The sequence below is a fragment of the Anabaena sp. CCY 9910 genome (assembly GCF_963920875.1).
Lineage (GTDB): Bacteria > Cyanobacteriota > Cyanobacteriia > Cyanobacteriales > Nostocaceae > Trichormus > Trichormus variabilis.
On record NZ_CAWUDJ010000004.1, the window covers coordinates 86,342 to 106,085 of the forward strand.

The 19,744-nt window shown below is 42.8% G+C and carries 16 protein-coding genes and 1 tRNA gene; 6 read left to right on the top strand and 11 right to left on the bottom strand.

The genetic code is table 11. The features are described from left to right. Nucleotides 1-73 precede the first annotated feature (73 nt). Nucleotides 74-799: a triose-phosphate isomerase gene (gene tpiA, locus ACM5QX_RS05370; RefSeq protein WP_414752703.1), complete on the top strand. Its 726-nt coding sequence runs from the start codon at nucleotides 74-76 to the stop codon at nucleotides 797-799. A gap of 90 nt (nucleotides 800-889) precedes the next feature. Continuing rightward, on the top strand, nucleotides 890-1,753 hold the full coding sequence (folP, locus tag ACM5QX_RS05375; RefSeq protein ID WP_414752705.1) for a dihydropteroate synthase: 864 nt from the start codon (nucleotides 890-892) through the stop codon (nucleotides 1,751-1,753). Between the two features lie 54 nt (nucleotides 1,754-1,807). Here folP and ACM5QX_RS05380 read toward each other — a convergent pair whose 3' ends face one another. From ACM5QX_RS05380 to fabI, 5 genes are all read right to left on the bottom strand, one after another. After that, complete coding sequence (locus ACM5QX_RS05380) at nucleotides 1,808-2,644, bottom strand: SPFH domain-containing protein (RefSeq protein WP_010998524.1); 837 nt, start codon at nucleotides 2,642-2,644, stop codon at nucleotides 1,808-1,810. A 388-nt stretch (nucleotides 2,645-3,032) separates the two neighbouring features. Beyond that, nucleotides 3,033-4,511, bottom strand: coding sequence for an SLBB domain-containing protein (locus ACM5QX_RS05385; protein WP_414752706.1), 1,479 nt, complete (start codon nucleotides 4,509-4,511; stop codon nucleotides 3,033-3,035). Between the two features lie 450 nt (nucleotides 4,512-4,961). Further along, nucleotides 4,962-5,954 carry an ABC transporter ATP-binding protein gene (locus tag ACM5QX_RS05390; RefSeq protein ID WP_414752707.1) on the bottom strand — a complete coding sequence of 331 codons (993 nt, stop codon included), beginning with the start codon at nucleotides 5,952-5,954 and terminating at the stop codon, nucleotides 4,962-4,964. Nucleotides 5,955-6,171: 217 nt separating this feature from the next. Beyond that, nucleotides 6,172-6,801: an imidazoleglycerol-phosphate dehydratase HisB gene (gene hisB, locus ACM5QX_RS05395; RefSeq protein ID WP_414752708.1), complete on the bottom strand. Its 630-nt coding sequence runs from the start codon at nucleotides 6,799-6,801 to the stop codon at nucleotides 6,172-6,174. 142 nt (nucleotides 6,802-6,943) lie between these two features. Further along, the gene (fabI, locus tag ACM5QX_RS05400) at nucleotides 6,944-7,720 is read right to left on the bottom strand and encodes an enoyl-ACP reductase FabI (protein ID WP_041456288.1); all 777 of its coding nucleotides are present in this window, start codon (nucleotides 7,718-7,720) and stop codon (nucleotides 6,944-6,946) included. A gap of 714 nt (nucleotides 7,721-8,434) precedes the next feature. On the opposite strand from fabI, the gene ntcA reads away from it, so the two are divergent. From ntcA to ACM5QX_RS05415, 3 genes are all read left to right on the top strand, one after another. Further along, on the top strand, nucleotides 8,435-9,106 hold the full coding sequence (gene ntcA, locus ACM5QX_RS05405) for a global nitrogen regulator NtcA (protein WP_010998529.1): 672 nt from the start codon (nucleotides 8,435-8,437) through the stop codon (nucleotides 9,104-9,106). A gap of 327 nt (nucleotides 9,107-9,433) precedes the next feature. Beyond that, entirely contained in the window at nucleotides 9,434-10,924 is a 1,491-nt protein-coding gene (locus tag ACM5QX_RS05410; protein WP_414752709.1) for a DUF3084 domain-containing protein, read from the top strand. Nucleotides 10,925-11,197: 273 nt separating this feature from the next. Further along, on the top strand, nucleotides 11,198-11,644 hold the full coding sequence (locus ACM5QX_RS05415; RefSeq protein WP_414752789.1) for a pre-16S rRNA-processing nuclease YqgF: 447 nt from the start codon (nucleotides 11,198-11,200) through the stop codon (nucleotides 11,642-11,644). Between the two features lie 66 nt (nucleotides 11,645-11,710). Here the strand turns inward: ACM5QX_RS05415 and ACM5QX_RS05420 are convergent, their stop codons facing one another. The 4 genes from ACM5QX_RS05420 to ACM5QX_RS05435 form a co-directional block, all read right to left on the bottom strand. Then, the gene (locus ACM5QX_RS05420; protein ID WP_010998532.1) at nucleotides 11,711-11,974 is read right to left on the bottom strand and encodes a DUF3146 family protein; all 264 of its coding nucleotides are present in this window, start codon (nucleotides 11,972-11,974) and stop codon (nucleotides 11,711-11,713) included. 300 nt (nucleotides 11,975-12,274) lie between these two features. Then, on the bottom strand, nucleotides 12,275-12,403 hold the full coding sequence (locus ACM5QX_RS05425; protein WP_414752710.1) for a hypothetical protein: 129 nt from the start codon (nucleotides 12,401-12,403) through the stop codon (nucleotides 12,275-12,277). 389 nt (nucleotides 12,404-12,792) lie between these two features. Beyond that, entirely contained in the window at nucleotides 12,793-14,949 is a 2,157-nt protein-coding gene (locus tag ACM5QX_RS05430; protein WP_414752712.1) for a polyribonucleotide nucleotidyltransferase, read from the bottom strand. A gap of 225 nt (nucleotides 14,950-15,174) precedes the next feature. Further along, nucleotides 15,175-15,723: an N-acetyltransferase family protein gene (locus ACM5QX_RS05435; RefSeq protein WP_414752713.1), complete on the bottom strand. Its 549-nt coding sequence runs from the start codon at nucleotides 15,721-15,723 to the stop codon at nucleotides 15,175-15,177. Nucleotides 15,724-15,849: 126 nt separating this feature from the next. Between ACM5QX_RS05435 and ACM5QX_RS05440 the strand changes: the two genes are divergently transcribed. Then, nucleotides 15,850-19,086: a DEAD/DEAH box helicase gene (locus ACM5QX_RS05440; protein ID WP_414752714.1), complete on the top strand. Its 3,237-nt coding sequence runs from the start codon at nucleotides 15,850-15,852 to the stop codon at nucleotides 19,084-19,086. A 190-nt stretch (nucleotides 19,087-19,276) separates the two neighbouring features. On the opposite strand, the gene ACM5QX_RS05445 is transcribed toward ACM5QX_RS05440, so the two are convergent. Together ACM5QX_RS05445 and ACM5QX_RS05450 are read right to left on the bottom strand one after the other, a co-directional pair. Continuing rightward, entirely contained in the window at nucleotides 19,277-19,468 is a 192-nt protein-coding gene (locus ACM5QX_RS05445) for a hypothetical protein (protein WP_414752715.1), read from the bottom strand. Nucleotides 19,469-19,561: 93 nt separating this feature from the next. Then, nucleotides 19,562-19,632: transfer RNA gene (locus ACM5QX_RS05450), tRNA-Gly, on the bottom strand. Nucleotides 19,633-19,744: the final 112 nt, after the last annotated feature.

Here is a 19,744-nt window from a genome sequence, read left to right on the forward strand (position 1 = left end):
GACTAAATGACTAACAAAAAGTCATAAACTGAAAAGTGCATCTAGTAGCGTTAGGAACTTGACTAAATCACCTGTGCGGAAAATAGTTATTGCCGGTAACTGGAAAATGTTCAAAACCCAGGCAGAGTCTCAAGAGTTCTTAAAAGAATTTCTGCCTGCATTAGAGGAAACACCTCAAGAACGGGAAGTGCTGCTTTGCGTTCCTTTCACTGATCTGGGCATTTTGTCTCAGAGTCTACATGGTAGCCTTGTACAACTCGGAGCGCAAAACGTCCACTGGGCAGAAAATGGAGCCTACACTGGTGAAATCTCTGGCCCAATGTTGACAGAAATTGGTGTCCGTTACGTCATTGTCGGTCATAGCGAACGACGACAATTTTTTGGGGAAACAGACGAGACAGTTAATTTACGTCTCCAAGCTGCCCAAAAGTATGGGTTAACGCCGATTCTTTGTGTAGGCGAAACCAAACAACAGCGAGATTCTGGAGAAACTGAATCACTAATTGTCAGCCAACTAGACAAAGACCTCATAAATGTCGATCAGACGAATTTGGTGATTGCTTATGAACCAATTTGGGCAATTGGTACTGGTGACACTTGTGAAACAACAGAGGCTAATCGAGTTATTGGCTTAATTCGTAGCCAATTGAAGAATCCTGATGTGCCAATTCAATATGGTGGCTCAGTCAAACCAAATAATATTGACGAGATTATGGCTCAACCAGAAATTGATGGCGTTCTCGTGGGCGGAGCAAGTCTAGAAGCTGCAAGTTTCGCCCGAATTGTGAACTATCAGTAAATAGTCTACAGTCAATAGTCCATAGTCCATAGTCCAAAACTTTTGACTAATGACTATTGACTAATGATTAATGACCAATGACTAATCACTATGTACAGTAAATTGATCATAGGCGATCGCTGTTTCCACTGGGGACAGCGTACTTATTTAATGGGCGTTTTAAATGTAACGCCAGATAGTTTTAGTGATGGTGGTAAATTTAATACTACATCTGCCGCTTTAGCCCAGGCAAAAGCTCTGGTGGCTGCTGGTGCTGATATTATCGATGTCGGCGGTCAATCTACTAGACCAGGAGCAGAGCAAATCACCCTGACAGAAGAACTGGAGCGTGTATTGCCAATAGTCCAGATATTGCGATCGCAAATTTCTGTACCCATATCAGTAGATACAACTAGAGCAGAAATAGCTAAAGCATCTATAGAAGCTGGAGCAAATATTATTAATGATATCTCTGGTGGCACATTTGACCCCCAAATGCTGCCCACAGTGGCAACTTTTGGCGTACCAATTATATTGATGCACCTCCGTGGTACACCACAGACTATGCAGCAATTTACCGAATATCAAGATTTAATGGGAGAAATTTCTAGTTTTTTAGCTAACCAAATTACCACAGCCACAACCTTGGGTATTCAACCCGAAAAAATTATCATTGATCCTGGTATTGGCTTTGCTAAAAACTACGAACAAAATTTAGAAATACTACGCCGCTTAGGTTCATTACGGGCGCTAAATTGTCCTATTTTAGTAGGCGCATCCCGTAAAAGTTTTATCGGTCGAATTTTAAATCAACCAGATCCCGAAGCACGAGTTTGGGGAACAGCTGCGGCTTGTTGCGCTGCAATTTTCAATGGGGCTGATATCCTGCGAGTACATGATGTGCAAGAGATGCGTGATGTATCTCTAGTTGCTGATGTACTCTTTCGGGGTGAGTTATTGAGTGCTGAGGATTGAGTTATTTCCCCCCTGCTCCTCTGCCCCTCTGCTCTTCTCTCTGCCCCCTGCCTCCTACCCATGCTCCCCACTCTTCCCATTACCATCAGTATTTACAGTCTCAGCCATGACTTCTTTCATCAATTCACCGGATTTGCCTGGGTCTACAAACACAACCTTGGCATTGGTACTTTCTCCTAGTTTGTAACTAGCGTTAATATAATCTTGAGCGACCAAATAACGGAGAATTTCTTTACTTTCGGGATTACTACGCAAGGCTTCGGCAATTATCTGCATAGACGTCATTGTTCCTTCTGCCTTCTTGATAGCAGCTTGACGTTCTCCTTCAGCTTCGGAAATTAGCGCCCGTTTTTTGAATTCAGCCGCCCGTTCCTCTTCCATAGTTTTCCGCACACTTTCCGGTGGTGTAATTCTTTGAATATCTAACCGGATAATTTCAACGCCCCAATCTGCTGTTGTGCTGTTCAACTCACTTAAGATGGTTCGGTTCATTTCATCTCTGGTGACATTGGTATCTTCTACCGTATTTTGAGCAATCACTTCCCGGAGTGTGGTTGTCGCCAGTTGTGTCAACGCTCCCTGCAAGTCTTCAATTGCATAGAAGCTTTTCTCCATATCCCGGATACGCCAGAAAAGAATAGCATCAACTTCTAGGTAAATATTATCCCTAGTGATCACATTTTGGGGTTTGATATCGATGAACTGCTCCCTCGTGGTATCTTCCATCACAACCTGATCAACCAAAGGCACAATGAAGTTTAAGCCTGGATTCAGTGTGCGATGTCTCCGTCCTAAGCGTTCCACAAGGGCTGCATTCCCTTCATTAATAATTTTTGCCGATCCTAAGGCATAACCGATAAGCGCTAAGACTATAGCAATAATTGGCTCCATATATGCTCCTATTACCTTTTAGGGCAATTTTAGTTTAAAGGACATGGTACTACCATGCCCTACATTTAAGTCTATTATCATGTCTATTTGAATACTTGTAATATCTGCGGGGTTGGTAATGGGTCATGGGCTTCACCGTGAGCGTCAGCCGAACGGTAATTGGTAATGGTAAAACACAATTACTTTTTTGCTGACGCTAGCGGCAGAAGGCTATTAGCTATGACTCGTTACCAACCAAAGCAACCGTATAGTTGGTGATGAGACGAAGGTAAATAATTAATATTTATTTAATGTTAAAAAATAAATGGCGATCGCATCGCCTAATTGCTCTGGTAAATTCAAAGGAAATCAGGGGACGAAACTAATTACTTACGTCCCCAGAGAAAGATTAAAGTCCGAAAAATCTTAAGAAGTTAAAGATTATACCAAGAGGGCCGGCTACTATATTCAGCGTATCACCTGTTCTAGCTATATTAGACCGACCAACTACCACAACATCATTATTCCGGAGTATGGGATTAGTCTCTTCGTTAATTCCTTGGTTGAAGTCAACTTTTACTTCACGCTTTGTCACTGAACCATTGGGGTTAAGACGAATCAACTCCACACTGGCGCTACGCGCTCTAGCGTCATTAAATCCACCCGCCGCGAGTAGTGCTTGGTTTAAGGAGCTATTTGGTCTAATGTCTACGGCTCCTGGGCGTTTAACTTCACCTACCACACCCACCTGAATTGTATTAGGGGACAAGGTAGTAGTTGCTAATTCCGTGGCTAGTGCAGGGTTAACCTCAGTAGCAGTAGGAATGACAATTGTGTCTCCATCTTGGACAATTACGTCTTGATTAACATCACCACTACGTAATAATTCCAAAAGATTGAGGTCTATACTTTGCTCGCCATTAGTCCTTGTGGGTCGGCGTAACTTGATATTGGTAATATCTGCTTGGGAGGTAATACCGCCAGCTAATTGAATTGCTCGTGTCACCGTGGGTAAACCACTGCCACTAGCCCCAGTCCCACCAGCCTGAGCTTCTGTCGCCCCCGCACTCACAAGATATGAGCCAGGACGATTGACTTGACCAATAATGGCTACTGTACGCGGTGCTGTTTGGCTAGCAGCAAAGTTAGCAGCAAATAAATTACGTGCTTCTGCTACGTTGAAGCTAGTAGCAGTTGGCACAACTATAACATCTCCATCTCTTAAAGTAATATCTTGTGAAGAGCTACCAGTTTGGATGAGTTCCTTCAAATTTAGACTCACGATTTGCTCAGTAGAACTACTGGTTTTACGTCTCAGCTTCACTTGAGTGACATCTGCTGCCAAGGTAACACCCTGGGCTGTTGTGAGTGCAGCCAATACAGTGGGATATTGTACCCCTGGATTATTACCTGCACCGCCTTGCAAGCTCAAAGTGTAAGAGCCTGGGCGTGTGACTTCTCCAGCAACTAAGATATTGATGGGGCGAGGGGATAAAAGATTGACAGAAATCTGGGGACGTTTGAGATACCTGCGATATCTGTCAGTGATCACATCGGCTGCTTGTTCTGTCGTGAACCCTTGAACTGAAACACTGCCGATTAAAGGTAGGTTGATAGCTCCACCTGGAGGAATTTGGTATTCACCACCATATTCGGGAACTTCAAATACATTTACACGAATTAGATCGCCGCCTCCCAACAAGTATTTTGTATCTACTTGTACTGGTGGTGATACTCGTTGGTTATTAGGAGGTACTGTTTGCGAATTAGGAAATACTTGTTGTCCCTGAGCTACGCTGGCAAACGGCACAATGAGATGAGCAGCAGTTAGCAAAGCTGCACCCACAGCTGGCTGTGATAGAAATTTCAGCGAACCTGTGTTAAGCATATTTTTTAAACTCTGAGACTACCATCGGTAAAGTATTGTCTAAACATTTTAATCTTGACTATACTTAAGTATTGAAGTTTCCCGACAATTCTCATTTTCCTAGAAAAACTATCGTAATCCGGTCAAATATTTTTTCCAAAGTTTGAATTTTTAGTGAAGTTACAGTAAAGGTTGACCGATTTTACTAAACAACATCTGTGCAATATAGTTTCCAGATTAGTATTTTTGCTGAGTTATAGCTGTTGACTGTTGACAGACTTTAAAGCATTGTGTTGTCATAATCTATTTGGCTACGGCTATACTTCTGATTGATCAATTGAGTAGAACAGGGTAAATAATTAAATGTTTGTAGTGAGAACTAAAGTTCTCAAAAAAGGACTAAAGTCCTTATACAAACTGAATCCTAGTATTTTTACATGACTTAACATAGGTTGGTTTTTTCAAGTCGTTCTACTTATCGTCATGCAAAGATGTATCTTGTTTTTGAATTTGTTTGATAAAAAACTCTTCTAACGATTGACGAGATAAATTCATAGAAATAATTCGTCCACCCATCAAACGCACACTAGCGAGAAAATCATAATAATCTTCTTGCAGTGTACCTTGCCAATAACCATCAGGTTCGTATACTAAATTTGCCAACCATTTTTTGAGAATTTCCCAATCACCATTTTGACCTTTAACATGGTATGTGTTTTGACTACCCAGTAGTTCATCCAGAGAACCAGAGCAAATTAATTCACCTTGTGAAAGAATGGCGATGCGATCGCATATTTGCTCCACTTCACTGAGAATATGGCTATTGAAGAAAATCGTCTTACCTGCGGCTTTCAGCGACAAAATAATTTCCCGCATCCGGTAGCGTCCCAGAGGATCTAAACCAGACATCGGTTCGTCCAAAAATATCAACTCTGGGTCGTTAATTAGTGCCTGAGCCATGCCAACACGTTGTAGCATCCCTTTAGAATAGCGGCGCATCTGTTTTTTTTGGGCATCAGCTACAGATAAACCCACCAAATCCAATAATTCAGGAATGCGTTGACGTTGCACACTGGTAGGAATTGCAAATAAACCAGCTGCTAACTCTAAAAACTCCCAACCAGTAAGATACTCATACAAATAGGGATTTTCACTCAAATAACCAACACGTTGCTTGATATGGCGATCGCCTAATGGCTGACCCAACAATAACCCTTGTCCACCGCTTGGGCGGATAATTCCCAACAACAGCTTTAACAGAGTAGTTTTACCCGCACCATTCGGCCCTAGTAAACCAAAAGTTTCCCCCTGGTAAACCGTCAAAGAACAGCCCTTGAGGGAAACAACTTTTTGATTCATCCAAAAGCCAGTACGATAAACTTTTCGTAAATCAGAAGTCATCACTACCGGTGGGGTATTTTTGGTAGTTAATTGAGAATCCGGGGTGTCTGTAAAAGACTGCATTGGCTGTTAATTAACAAATACTAGTGATTACGCAGCATTGGTTATAAAGTACCCAGGAAGATAGGCGCGATCGCTATAGGTTTGTTAATTGTTGCAAAATTTGGGGATTGGGGATTGGGGACTGGGGATTGGTGACTGGGCGAACATCTTGGAGTAATTTCTCCCTCTGCCCCCTCTGCTTCCCCTGCTCCCTTGCCCCCTCTGCCTCCCCTGCTGCTTACAAAACCCCCTTAGAACTAGGAATCGTCCCAGCGCGGCGAGGATCGACTTCTATAGCCATTCTGGCTGCTCTAGCAAAGGCTTTGAATGTCGCCTCAATAATGTGATGGGAATTAATGCCATCTAATTGGCGAATGTGCAGAGTCATTTGGCTATGGTTGACTAATGCCACAAAAAATTCTCTAACTAATTGGGTGTCATAAGTTCCCACACGTTCGGTAGGAATTTGTAAGCCGTAGCTGAGGTGAGGACGACCAGAAAAATCCAGTGCTACCTGCACTAAAGCTTCGTCTAAAGGTGCGAGGAAATTACCAAAGCGGACTATACCTTTTCTATCGCCTAATGCCTTAGCCAAAGCTTGACCTAAAGTAATACCCACATCTTCATTTGTGTGGTGGTCATCAATTTCCCAGTCTCCTTGGGCTTGGACATCCAAATCAATCAAGCCGTGGGAGGAAATCTGATGCAACATATGATCTAAAAAGGGAATGCCAGTAGCTGCTGTACAAATTCCCGTACCATCCAAATTGACAGTAACCTGCACATTAGTTTCCCCAGTTGTGCGATGCACTGAAGCAATCCGAGGGACTGAGGATAAGTTAAGTTGGGGATAATCGCTGATTTGCATAGGGGCTAGGTATTAGGGATCGGGGATCGGGGATTGGGGACTGGGTGTATAAGGAAAAAGTGGTGAAAAAATATATCTTTTTCCATCTTGTTTGTTCCTCATACCTAATCCCCAATCCCTAATACCCAGTACCCAGATTTTATTACATCCCCATGATTTCGTATCCTGCATCTACGTACAGGACTTGACCAGTAATACCACTAGCTAAATCACTAGCCAAGAAAGCGGCTGTATTACCCACTTCTAGCTGAGTCACAGTCCGACGTAATGGCGCTACTTGTTCCACATGATGAATCATATCTAAAATGCCACCAACGGCACTAGAAGCCAAGGTGCGGATAGGGCCAGCAGAGATGGCGTTAACGCGAATATTTTGAGAGCCGAGTTCAGATGCTAGATAACGTACACTAGCTTCCAATCCCGCTTTAGCAACTCCCATAACGTTGTAGTTAGGAACAGCTCTGACACCACCCAAATATGACAAAGTAATAATGCTACCGCCTTCGGTCATCAGAGGTTTAGCCGCACCACTTAACTGCACCAGTGAAAAAGTGCTGATATCTAAAGCCGTGGCAAAACCAGCACGGGATGTTTGGCTAAAATCTCCAGTCAAATCATCTCTGTTAGCAAAGGCTAGACAATGAATCAGAATATCTAACCTGCCCCATTTATCGCGGATGGTATCAAAAGTAGACTGAATTTGTTCATCATTTTGAACATTACAAGGCAAGAATAAGCTGGGGTTGAGGGGTTCTACGAGTTCTGAAACTTTCTTCTCAAATTTGCCACGTTCATCTGGTAGATAAGTAATACCAAGGTTGGCTCCAGCTGCGTGCAGTTGTTGGGCAATCCCCCAGGCAATGGAACGATTATTGGCGATACCTGTAACCAAGGCATTTTTTCCAGTCAGATTCAGCATAGAGATTTCTGTTGTCATTAATGTGATCGATTCATTTGTACAGCTTGACAGAAATCACTACCCAGTAGAAGAGGTAATCAAGTTATGTTGGGAATTTTCTTGCTGTTTGATCGAAGAGGCGGAGGGGCAGGGAGCAGGGAGCAGGGGGAAAATAGCGATGTCTTCTCTCGGAAATTGGATAATTTATTTCTTGGAAGTCCCCAGGAGAAGAGGTAGGGGAGGAAAGAGGGTCAGAATTTTTCTTTTCCCCCCTTACTCAAGAACAGCCTGCCTGAACCAAGATAGGACTTACGCAACCAGGTTATCTGTTGAGACTGGGTGTAAGGGTTTTAAAAATTTGCACCCCTACACCCCCATACCCCTACACCCTTATCCAAACCCTTTATCTTTGTTTTATACATAGTTAGCAAAAATGATGATTATTAAGGGCGTTTTTTAGAATAAAATGTTTGTTATTTCTTAAGATATTTTCAAGATTACTTAATTTTTTCTGCAAAAAACCTGATGGTTAGAGAAAGTAGAAGTATCTATCAAGAACTGCTAGCTAAAAATAGTAAAATTTGGGTATCATTATGAACAAATAACCATAAAGTTGTACGTTTGAGTATAGGAAAGTACAGAAAGGTTAACGGTGCTTTATTGATTTTTCAGGTGTATTCTTAGGTAATTAGTTTTTAGTTTTTTGTTATTCCGGCATTGGGTAGGGGAAGGGAGATGATCGTGACACAAGATAAGGCCCTAGCAAATGTTTTTCGTCAGATGGCAACCGGAGCTTTTCCGCCTGTTGTCGAAACGTTTGAACGCAATAAAACGATCTTTTTTCCTGGCGATCCTGCCGAACGAGTCTACTTTCTTTTGAAAGGGGCTGTGAAACTTTCCAGGGTGTACGAGGCAGGAGAAGAGATTACAGTAGCACTACTACGGGAAAATAGCGTTTTTGGTGTCCTGTCTTTGTTGACAGGAAACAAGTCGGATAGGTTTTACCATGCGGTGGCATTTACTCCAGTAGAATTGCTTTCTGCACCAATTGAACAAGTTGAGCAAGCACTTAAGGAAAATCCCGAGTTATCGATGTTGATGCTGCGGGGTCTGTCTTCGCGAATTCTGCAAACAGAGATGATGATTGAGACCTTAGCGCACCGGGATATGGGTTCGAGATTGGTGAGTTTTCTGTTAATTCTCTGTCGTGATTTTGGTGTTCCTTGTGCAGATGGAATCACTATTGATTTAAAGTTATCTCATCAGGCGATCGCCGAAGCAATTGGCTCTACTCGCGTTACTGTTACTAGGCTACTAGGGGATCTGCGGGAGAAAAAGATGATTTCCATCCACAAAAAGAAGATTACTGTGCATAAACCTGTGACTCTCAGCAGACAGTTCACTTAAAGAAGAATACAGGAGTCAGAATTCAGAATGTGGCTAATTATTACCATAGGCTAAATCCTGCTCATTATAGATTTAGTTGGTTTCTTCAATCCGTTTATTTAACTCAAAGTGACGGTGAACCCATACTGAATTTTGGCTCTTGCCTTCTGAACTCTTTAAACAATTGGAATAATGAGAGGTGGTACGTGTTATATTTTTTTCAATGACACCCATAGTTAGAAGTAAATCGAAAATCTTGAGTAACTTCAGCTATTGCCACCCTCCCATTCTCCACAAATAATGATTGAAAGTAGTAGGCTGTATCTGGACTCAATTGGGTAGCTGAAGATGACCACTGGGTACATCCTCATAGCAGCAATTTTAATTTTGGGAGGTGTAATTGCCACTGTTGGCGATCGCATCGGCACAAGAGTTGGCAAAGCACGCCTCTCTCTGTTTAATCTACGCCCCAAAAATACGGCTGTACTGGTGACAATTTTGACGGGAGGACTGATTTCAGCAACTACCCTGGCAATTTTATTTATTGCTGATGAAGGACTGCGGAAAGGGGTTTTTGAGTTAGAAGATATTCAAAAAGACCTCAGACAAAAACGAGAACAGCTAAAAGTCGCAGAAGAGCAAAAAACTCAGGTAGAAATTGAGCGCAATAAAGTTAATCAAGAGCTAGAAACCACCAGAACCGACAAAAGACAAGTAGAAACTCAGCGCGATCAAGCCAAAAAAGAAAAATTAAAAGCACAGCAAGATTTAGCGCAAACCCAAGCACAATACCAGCGCACCCAAAGCCGACTGGGACAAGTAGTTACACAATATCAAAAAGCGATCGCTGAACTACAAAGCGTTTACAATCAAAGACAAGCCTTACAAGGGGCAGTAGAACAACTCAAGACGGAGCGTCGCAGGCTATATGCTGAAGCAAAAAAAGCCATAGAACAACGCGATAGAGAACTAGCTAACCGTCAACAAGCTATAGAACAACGGGACAGAGAACTAGCTAACCGTCAACAAGCACTACAACAGCGCGACCTGAAAATTTCCCAACTGGATAAACTAATTCAAAACCGTAACTTGGAAATTACACAGCGAGAAGAGGTAATTGCCAAGCGAGAATCAAGGCTCAAAGAATTAGAAACACAACAGGACTATTTAGAGCAGGAAGTGGCGCGACTGGAAAAATATTATCAGTCATACCGCGACTTACGTTTAGGCAAACTAGCATTAGTTCGCGGTCAAGTTTTGGCCTCTGCTGTTGTTCGGACTAATCAGGTAGCGGCTACACGTCAGATAATCCTCCAACTACTGCAAGAAGCTAACCGCAACGCCAGTTTAGAATTAAGCGAACCTGGGTCAAACTCGGCAAATATAGAACTACTACGTATCACCCCAGATAGAATTGAGCAGCTGATTCAGCAAATTAATGATGGTCGAGAATACGTAGTCAGAATATTCTCAGCTGGTAATTACGTCAGAGGAGAAAACCAGATAGAATTTTTTGCTGATACAGCCAGAAATGTGCTGGTATTTTCTGGAAGTGAAGTTTTGGCTACAACTACAGCCGATCCTCGCAGTATGACCTCTTATCAGTTACGACAACGATTAGATTTATTAATTTCTGCTTCTCAATTTCGTGCTAGAAATGCGGGAATTGTTGAGGGTGTCCAAATAGATGGTACTTTTCTGCGCTTCGTTTCCTTGTTGCGTCAGTTAGATCAACCAGTAGAAATTAAAGCGATCGCTGCTGAAGATACTTATACAGCAGGGCCATTGAGAGTGCGACTAGTGGCAATCCAAAATGGCAAAGTTATTTTGAGTACTTAAATGAAAAAAATGGGGAGTGAGCACTTCAAAATATTAAATAACTCCCAGGGATTGAGGGTAATGAGGGAGTGTTGTAATTAAAATACTAGAAATATATAGCTGGGGACTGGGGACTGGGGATTGGGTGAAAAGTCCTGTTGTGTCTAGGTTGTATAGTCTATCGATGTCCTAACACTACTGACAACAGCTATATTAAAAACATTTAGTTAATCAATAAATATATATATTGCTCGAAATCTATTTGTATTCTGAATAATTATTTTTGTATTTATGATGAATTTAACTGATTTTTCCCCTACACAACCAGTTATTTTAGGTTTTGACCCAGGTAAAGATAAATGTGGTTTAGCGGTGATGGGATTAGATCGGCAACTATATTATCATCAAGTAGTTGCTGCCGCAGATGCGATCGCTATCATTAATACTCTAAGACAACAGTTTCCCATTTCTATGCTAGTTATGGGCAACCAAACCACAGCCAAACGCTGGAAACAGCAACTACAGCAAGAATTAGCTGAGGCATTAAATATTGTCTTAGTAGACGAGCGTTATAGCACCTTAGAGGCACGCGATCGTTATTGGCAGATGTATCCACCCCAAGGACTAATCAAGTTATTACCCCACGGAATGCGTCAGCCTCCCCGCCCTATAGATGATATTGTTGCCATCCTCTTAATCGAAAGATATCTCAGTCGCCTCACAGAATCGGTTAATGGTTAATAGTCAATAGTCAATAGTCAATAGTCAATAGTTATTCTCCCCTGTCCCCAGCCTCCTGCCCACGTTTCACAATTGTGCGCGAATCTTAAAAGCATAGTCCCCTCCTGGCTCTAGTTGGTAATCTTGCTGTTCCAAGAAGCGGCCGAGGGGTTCTTTGATTAAAGCGCGTCCTTGGGAAGGCTTTACCAAAAGTTCTCCCCGACGAAAATGCCACTGGAAATGCCACTCAAAATCACCAGCACTCACTTCACCTTCTAGGAAGCCGTGTTGCCAGGATTGGCGAATGATTTTGACATGGGCGGTAGTTTCTGGCAAAGGTTTAGCACTCACAATGCTTGGTGTTAAGTATGGAACAAAAGCACAAGCTTAACTAGTAAGCTATTTCTTTTATTTACCAAACTTCGCTCAAATCGACAAACTGACAAAGTGATTACTTATGGTTGAAATAGGTTTACGTATATCGAACTTATGGTAATTGGTAATTGGTCATGGTAGAAGACAATTGACCGGAAGAGGCAGGGGGGAAGGGAGCAGGGAGCAGGGGGAGCAAACCCTTCCCCTCTGCGTGGAGCCTAAGGTGTACACACAAGTCTGAAAATTCCCTTTAGTACTTGGTTTCGTCATCTAGCTTTAGGTTGTGCGATCGCTATGAAAACCTGTCATTGCGTTCGCGTTAGCGTCTCGTAGAGAGGAGGAACGACGACGCAATCGCAAAAACCACGGGATTATGTGATTACTTCGCTGCGCTCGTAATGACATTTTAAGGGGCTATAACGCCTGAAACCCTTGCAGATAGTACTTGTGTGTACACCGTAGCTGCGTGGAGCGGAGCGGAACATGAAGAGAAGTCTGAGCGCCGGCTTCCGGCGATGCCTACGGCAACGTCTCCGACGAACAGAACTTCGGGGTACAAGCCCTGCCCTTCTAGGGCGCTTGACCGGGGCGGAGTACAAGCTCCGTCTCAGTTTTCCCCCTTGCTCCCTGCCCCCTGCCCCTTTTCCTCTTGTTGACCTATTACCAACCAAAGTAACCATATCGTCACGAATTGGCCGAACTTGGGATTATTCACAATAATGAAAAACTTTACGGCGATGCCTACGTAAAGAGGCATCGCGGATTTTAGATAATATCTAAAATCCCCAATCGATTTAACGATTCACCGCCGCAGCTTCCCGCGCCGCAGCTGCTTGATCTGGGTGTATACCCAAGCGTGTGAGATTAATCCGTCCCTTATTGTCAATTTCGCGCACTTTGACAATTACTTCATCGCCAACCGCCACTTCATCTTCAACTTTGCCGACACGGTAATCAGCTAATTGGGAAATGTGAATCATCCCTTCTTTTCCGGGGAGGAATTCCACAAAAGCGCCAATGGGAATAATCCGAGTCACACGTCCAGCATAGACATCGCCTTCGTTGAGTTTGCGAGTCATGCCTTGGACAATATTACGCGCTCTTTTCGCCTTGTTTTCATCAACCGCAGAAATTGTTACTGTGCCATCGTCTTCAATGTCGATTTTTGCACCAGTTTCTTCGGTGATGCCCTTAATTGTCTTACCACCAGGGCCAATGACCAGACCAATCATGTCTGGATCAATCTTGATAGTCAACAGGCGAGGAGCGTAAGGTGAGGTTTCAGTGCGTGGGGTATCGATAGTTTGGAGCATTTTGTCCAAGATATGCAGCCTAGCATCTTTTGCTTGGTGAATGGCTTGGGCAATAACTTCCAAAGACAAACCAGATATTTTCATATCCATTTGCAAGGCGGTAATCCCTGCATCTGTACCGGCGACTTTAAAGTCCATGTCACCTAAGAAGTCTTCGATACCCTGAATATCTGTCAGGACTCTGACTTCATCACCTTCTTTAATCAAACCCATTGCTGCACCACTCACGGGTTTGAGGATGGGGACACCAGCATCCATTAATGCCAAGGTGGAACCACAAACTGAACCCATTGAGGTGGAACCGTTGGAGGAAAGCACTTCCGAGACGACGCGAATCACGTAAGGGAATTGCTCTTTGGGTGGCAGTACAGGTAAGATGGCTCTCTCTGCTAATGCACCGTGACCAATTTCCCGTCTACCAGGGGCGCGTAAGGGCTTGGTTTCTCCAACGGAGAAAGGCGGGAAGTTGTAATGATGGAGATAACGTTTTGATTGGTCTGTTTGCAGATCATCATTGAGGTTTTGGGCATCACCAGGAGTACCTAAAGTACAAGCTGATAATACCTGAGTCAGTCCTCGGTTAAATAATCCGCTACCGTGGACACGTTTTGGTAAGACACCTACTTGAGAAGAAACCGGACGCACTTGATCGAGTTTCCGACCATCAACACGCACGTTATCTTCGACGATTTGACGGCGCATGAAATATTTAGTGATGTCTTTAAAAGTGTTGCCCAGGGCTTTGCTGTTGGCAGTTGCAGCTACCCGAATTGGGTCTTCTTCTGGGAGTTCGGCGATCGCTGTGGCAATATTATCTTTAACAACATCCAACGCGGCATCGCGTTCGGGTTTGGTTAGTTCAAATTGAGCCAGAATTTTCTTAATTTCGTCGCTAGCGCGATCGCGGATATAATTTTCCAGAGTTTGGTCTACCTCTGGCGGTGCTTCTTGGACAATTTCCAGACCGAGTTCGGCTACTAGGTCTAGCTGCGCTTTGATTAAGTCGCGCACTGCCTCATAACCAAAATCAATCGCCTCGATAATATCTCGCTCTGGTAATTGATTAGCCCCTGCTTCCACCATAATCACGCCGTGAGGTGAACCTGCGACTACCAGATCCAAGTCTCCCGCCTCGATTTCTGCATAGGTGGGGTTAATAATGAAATCATCGCCCACTAAGCCTACCCGCACTGCTGCCATCGGCCCGTTAAAGGGGATTTTGGCAATGAGAGTAGCAATGGAAGCACCTGTTACCGCTAGCACGTCGGGCGGTACTTGCTCATCCATCGACATTGTTAAGGCGACAATTTGCAAGTCATCCCGCAACCATGAAGGGAACAAAGGACGCAGGGGACGGTCTATGAGACGGCTGGTGAGAATTGTTTTTTCTGGGGGACGGCCTTCTCGGCGCATAATCCCACCGGGGATTCTACCAGCCGCATATAGTCTTTCTTCATAATCTACTGTCAGGGGAAGGAAATCAATGCCCTCTCTACCTGCCGATCGCGTAGCTGTGACTAAAACAGCTGTATCCCCTGATTCTATCAAAACCGACCCACCAGCTTGGGGCGCTAGTAGGCCTACTTTCAGTCGAATATCCCTTCCATCGAAGGATATTGACTTCTCAAATTCTGCCATTCAGCTTTTTTTCCTTCTATGCACGCTATTCTCTCTCTGTGGCAATCCTAACATTTATGCCCTGTAGCTGGCTTCTGTTACATACAAAGAGCAACATCGGGATTGTGTGAGGGTATAAGGGTGTAAGTGTGTGAGGGTGTAGGGGTGTAAGGGTGTAAGGGAAGAATTTGGTTTTACTCTTTCCCCTATACCCCTATACCCCTATACCCCCAAACCCCTATACCCCTATACTCCTACACCCCTATACATCATCAGCGCCTTTACTACCTTTCCATCAGCTAGCTTTGCCGCATCAGGAATGCTTCCAATGATATCAAAACCTAAGGATTGCCATAGGGTGATTGAAGGTATATTAGTTTCAAAGACCAAATTGAACATCACTGCTTCGTAACCCAATTGGGATGCTAGGGAGAGCATGGATTCTCCCATGAATCTACCTATGCCCTGACCCCGCAATCCTGGTTGTACAATAAAACCAGCGTTGCAGATATGACTGCACCATCCCGGAAAGTTTGGCTTGATATAAAATGAACCTAATATTTTTTGCGGTTTTTGTGTACCATCATCACCAGATAACCTAACAACAAAGGCATCTTGACTTAACCAGTAAGCTGCAAATTCTGGTTGTGATAATGGTTGTTTTTGTGGATAAGTTTTACCTTCATTAATGACAAAATTGAGTAACGTTCTTACATCTTCATATTCTTGAGGTTTTATATAATCTAATTCTACAGTTGAACCATTTTTTAGTACTTTATATAGAGGTAGATTCATTATTTATGTTTTTGATATATCAATAATTACGTACATTTATTTTAGATGATATTTATTTAACTAAATATAGTTAATAGACCAATAATAAACATTTATTACTTTAAGTAAAGTCTGAGTAGTTATCACATGGCAATTTTACACGGTAGTTGGATATTAAGTGAGCAGGATAGTTATTTATTTATTTGGGGGGAAACTTGGCGATCGCCACAAGTAAATTTTAGTTTTGAGGAAATAGCCCTCAATCCCTTGGCTCTGTCTGCATCTGAATTAAGCGAGTGGTTGCAGTCTCAACATCAGGCGATCGCTCAGATTTTACCACAACAGTTGGCAAAGAAAACCTCCAAAGCAGCAAGTTCCCCAACAACAAATTTACCAATTCACTCGCAAATAATTGTCCTGCCAACGGAAATTTCCCAACCTCGTAAGAAAGAAACAATTTTAATTTCTCCTGTGCATTCTGCCGCTTTAGAATCTGATGCAGACTCTGAAGTTTATTTACAACCTTGGCGTATAGAAGGTTTTTGTCTTCCTCCTAGTGCAGCAGTTAAATTGCTCACTTCTTTACCTTTAAATATCACTAGTACAGAGAATGCTTTTTTAGGTGGAGATTTACGTTTTTGGTCACAAATTGCCCGTTGGAGTTTAGATTTAATTTCTAGGTCTAAGTTTCTCCCTATTATCCAACGACAACCTAATAATTCTGTAAGTGCCAAATGGCAAGTACTGTTAGATAGTGCTGTAGATGGAACTCGTTTAGAAAAGTTTGCCGCGAAGATGCCTTTGGTTTGTCGGACTTATCAGAGATTAGGGAACGAGGAATTATCTCCATCTCCTATATATATAGATTTTCCTAGTCAGCCGCAGGAATTAATATTGGGTTTTCTCAATAGTGCGATAGATACGCAATTGCGGGAAATGGTGGGGAATCAGCCTGTGGTGGAAACTCGCTTGATGGCATCTTTACCGTCGGCTGTACGACAGTGGCTGCAAGCGCTAAGTAGTGCATCTAATTCAGTTGATGCAGATGCAGTTGGTTTGGAAAGACTGGAAGCGGCGCTCAAGGCTTGGACGATGCCGCTACAATATCAACTAGCTAGTAAAAATCAATTTCGTACTTGTTTTGAACTACGTTCTCCAGAACCGGGGGAAACTGAATGGACACTAGCCTATTTCCTGCAAGCAGCCGATAATCCAGAATTTTTAGTAGATGCGGCGACTATTTGGCAAAATCCTGTTGAACAGCTAATTTATCAACAGCGATCGATTGAAGAACCCCAGGAAACATTTTTACGAGGTTTGGGGTTAGCTTCTCGATTGTATCCTGTCATTGCCCCTACTTTAGATACAGAATCACCCCAATTTTGTCATCTCAACCCCATGCAGGCTTATGAGTTTATCAAGGCTGTGGCTTGGCGATTTGAAGATAGCGGTTTAGGAGTGATTTTACCTCCTAGTTTGGCGAACCGTGAAGGCTGGGCAAACCGCTTGGGTTTGAAAATCTCCGCCGAAACGCCGAAGAAAAAACCAGGACGCTTGGGATTGCAGAGTTTGCTTAATTTCCAATGGCACTTAGCAATTGGTGGGCAAACTATTTCTAAAGGGGAATTTGACAGACTAGTAGCTTTAAAAAGCCCATTGGTAGAAATAAATGGCGAATGGGTGGAGTTACGTCCCCAAGATATCAAGACAGCCGAAGCCTTTTTCGCTGCGCGTAAAGACCAGATGGCCTTATCTTTAGAAGATGCTTTACGTCTTAGTAGTGGCGATACTCAAGTCATTGAGAAATTACCAGTAGTCAGCTTTGAAGCCTCTGGCGCATTACAAGAATTGATTGGGGCGCTGACAAATAATCAAGCAGTTGCACCATTACCTACGCCAAAGAACTTCCAAGGAAAGTTGCGTCCCTATCAAGAAAGGGGTGCGGCTTGGTTGGCATTCCTCGAACGCTGGGGTTTAGGTGCTTGTCTCGCCGACGACATGGGACTGGGAAAAACGATACAGTTCATTGCTTTCCTTCTCCATCTTAAAGAACAGGATGTATTAGAAAAACCAACTTTACTAGTGTGTCCTACTTCTGTTTTAGGTAACTGGGAACGAGAAGTGAAAAAATTTGCACCTACACTTAAAGTCCTCCAATATCATGGTGATAAACGTCCTAAAGGTAAAGCTTTTCAAGAAGCAGTAAAAAATCATGATTTAGTTATCACTAGTTACTCACTAATTCATAGAGATATCAAATCATTACAGGGTCTTTCTTGGCAGATAATTGTTTTAGATGAAGCCCAAAATGTGAAGAATGCGGAAGCCAAACAATCACAAGCAGTCAGACAATTAGACACAACCTTTCGCATTGCTTTAACGGGGACACCAGTAGAAAACAGATTGCAGGAACTTTGGTCAATTTTAGATTTCCTCAACCCTGGTTATTTAGGTAATAAGCAATTCTTTCAAAGACGCTTTGCCATGCCAATTGAAAAGTATGGTGATGCAGCATCTTTAAATCAACTGCGTGCTTTAGTGCAACCATTTATTCTGCGTCGTCTGAAAACAGACCGTGATATTATTCAAGACTTGCCAGATAAGCAAGAAATGACAGTATTTTGCGGTTTGACTGGAGAACAAGCTGCACTTTATCAAAAAGTGGTAGAAACATCTTTAGCAGAAATTGAATCGGCCGAAGGATTGCAACGCCGAGGGATGATTTTAGCTTTATTAATTAAACTCAAACAAATCTGCAATCATCCAGCCCAATATCTGAAAACAAATACCTTAGAACAATACAGTTCAGGAAAACTGCAACGATTAGAAGAAATGTTAGAAGAGGTGTTAGCGGAGAGTAATACTTATGGTGTTGCTGGTGCGGGACGTGCTTTAATTTTCACCCAATTTGCAGAATGGGGTAAGTTACTCAAACCACATTTAGAAAAACAACTAGGGCGGGAAATATTTTTCTTATATGGTAGTACTAGTAAAAAGCAACGTGAAGAAATGATTGACCGTTTTCAACACGACCCCCAGGGGCCGCCAATTATGATTCTCTCCCTCAAAGCAGGTGGTGTAGGGTTGAACTTAACCAGGGCAAATCATGTATTTCACTTTGATAGATGGTGGAATCCAGCCGTAGAGAACCAGGCCACAGACCGCGTATTTCGTATTGGTCAAACGAGGAATGTACAGGTGCATAAATTTGTTTGCAATGGTACCTTAGAAGAAAAAATCCATGACATGATTGAAAGTAAAAAACAACTAGCGGAACAGGTTGTTGGTGCAGGCGAAGACTGGCTAACTGAATTAGATACAGATCAACTCCGCAACTTACTGATACTTGATCGTAGTGCAGTAATTGATGAAGAAGCAGAGTAATTAGACGTAGGTTGGATGGAGCGCAGCGCAACTCAACAGATATAAGGGTGTTGGGTTACGCAAATCCTTCACCTAACCTAAAATTGTTTGCTGTTCAAATAAATGATTGAGTAATGAGCTTTTGGCTACATCATCTAAACTGGGCGGGAATTAACTTTTCTAAGCGTACAATTACTACCCAGTTATCCAATCAATATGGCGGCCATAACTGCCTTGGTTGCGATATTGCTAGTTTCTGTGCGATCGCCGGATGCGCTTGGCTGATGGGGACTGGGCCTAGCAATCTGCCTGTTTGAGCTTCAGTTCCTTGAGAAAATTCTTTGTCACAATCGGTGAAACTTGGTTCTTCGGCTTTAATGCGGAAGTAAAGTTCTCGTCCCACTTCTGCATCGGATATACAAATTAATGAATAAGTTACTTTGTCTAACTACGAAAAACCCTTGTAAGTGTTAACTCACAAGGGTTTTAAGATGAAAGCGGGCGGCGGGAATCGAACCCGCATTAATAGCTTGGAAGGCTATAGTTTTACCACTAAACTACGCCCGCAGTGATAAGACTCCATTTCTTGAAGCCGTAACCTAATACATAAGCCACGATTCAAGCAATAGAAATGTTTTTTATTGCTTTGTGGACTTTATGTATGAACTTGAATAAGTAT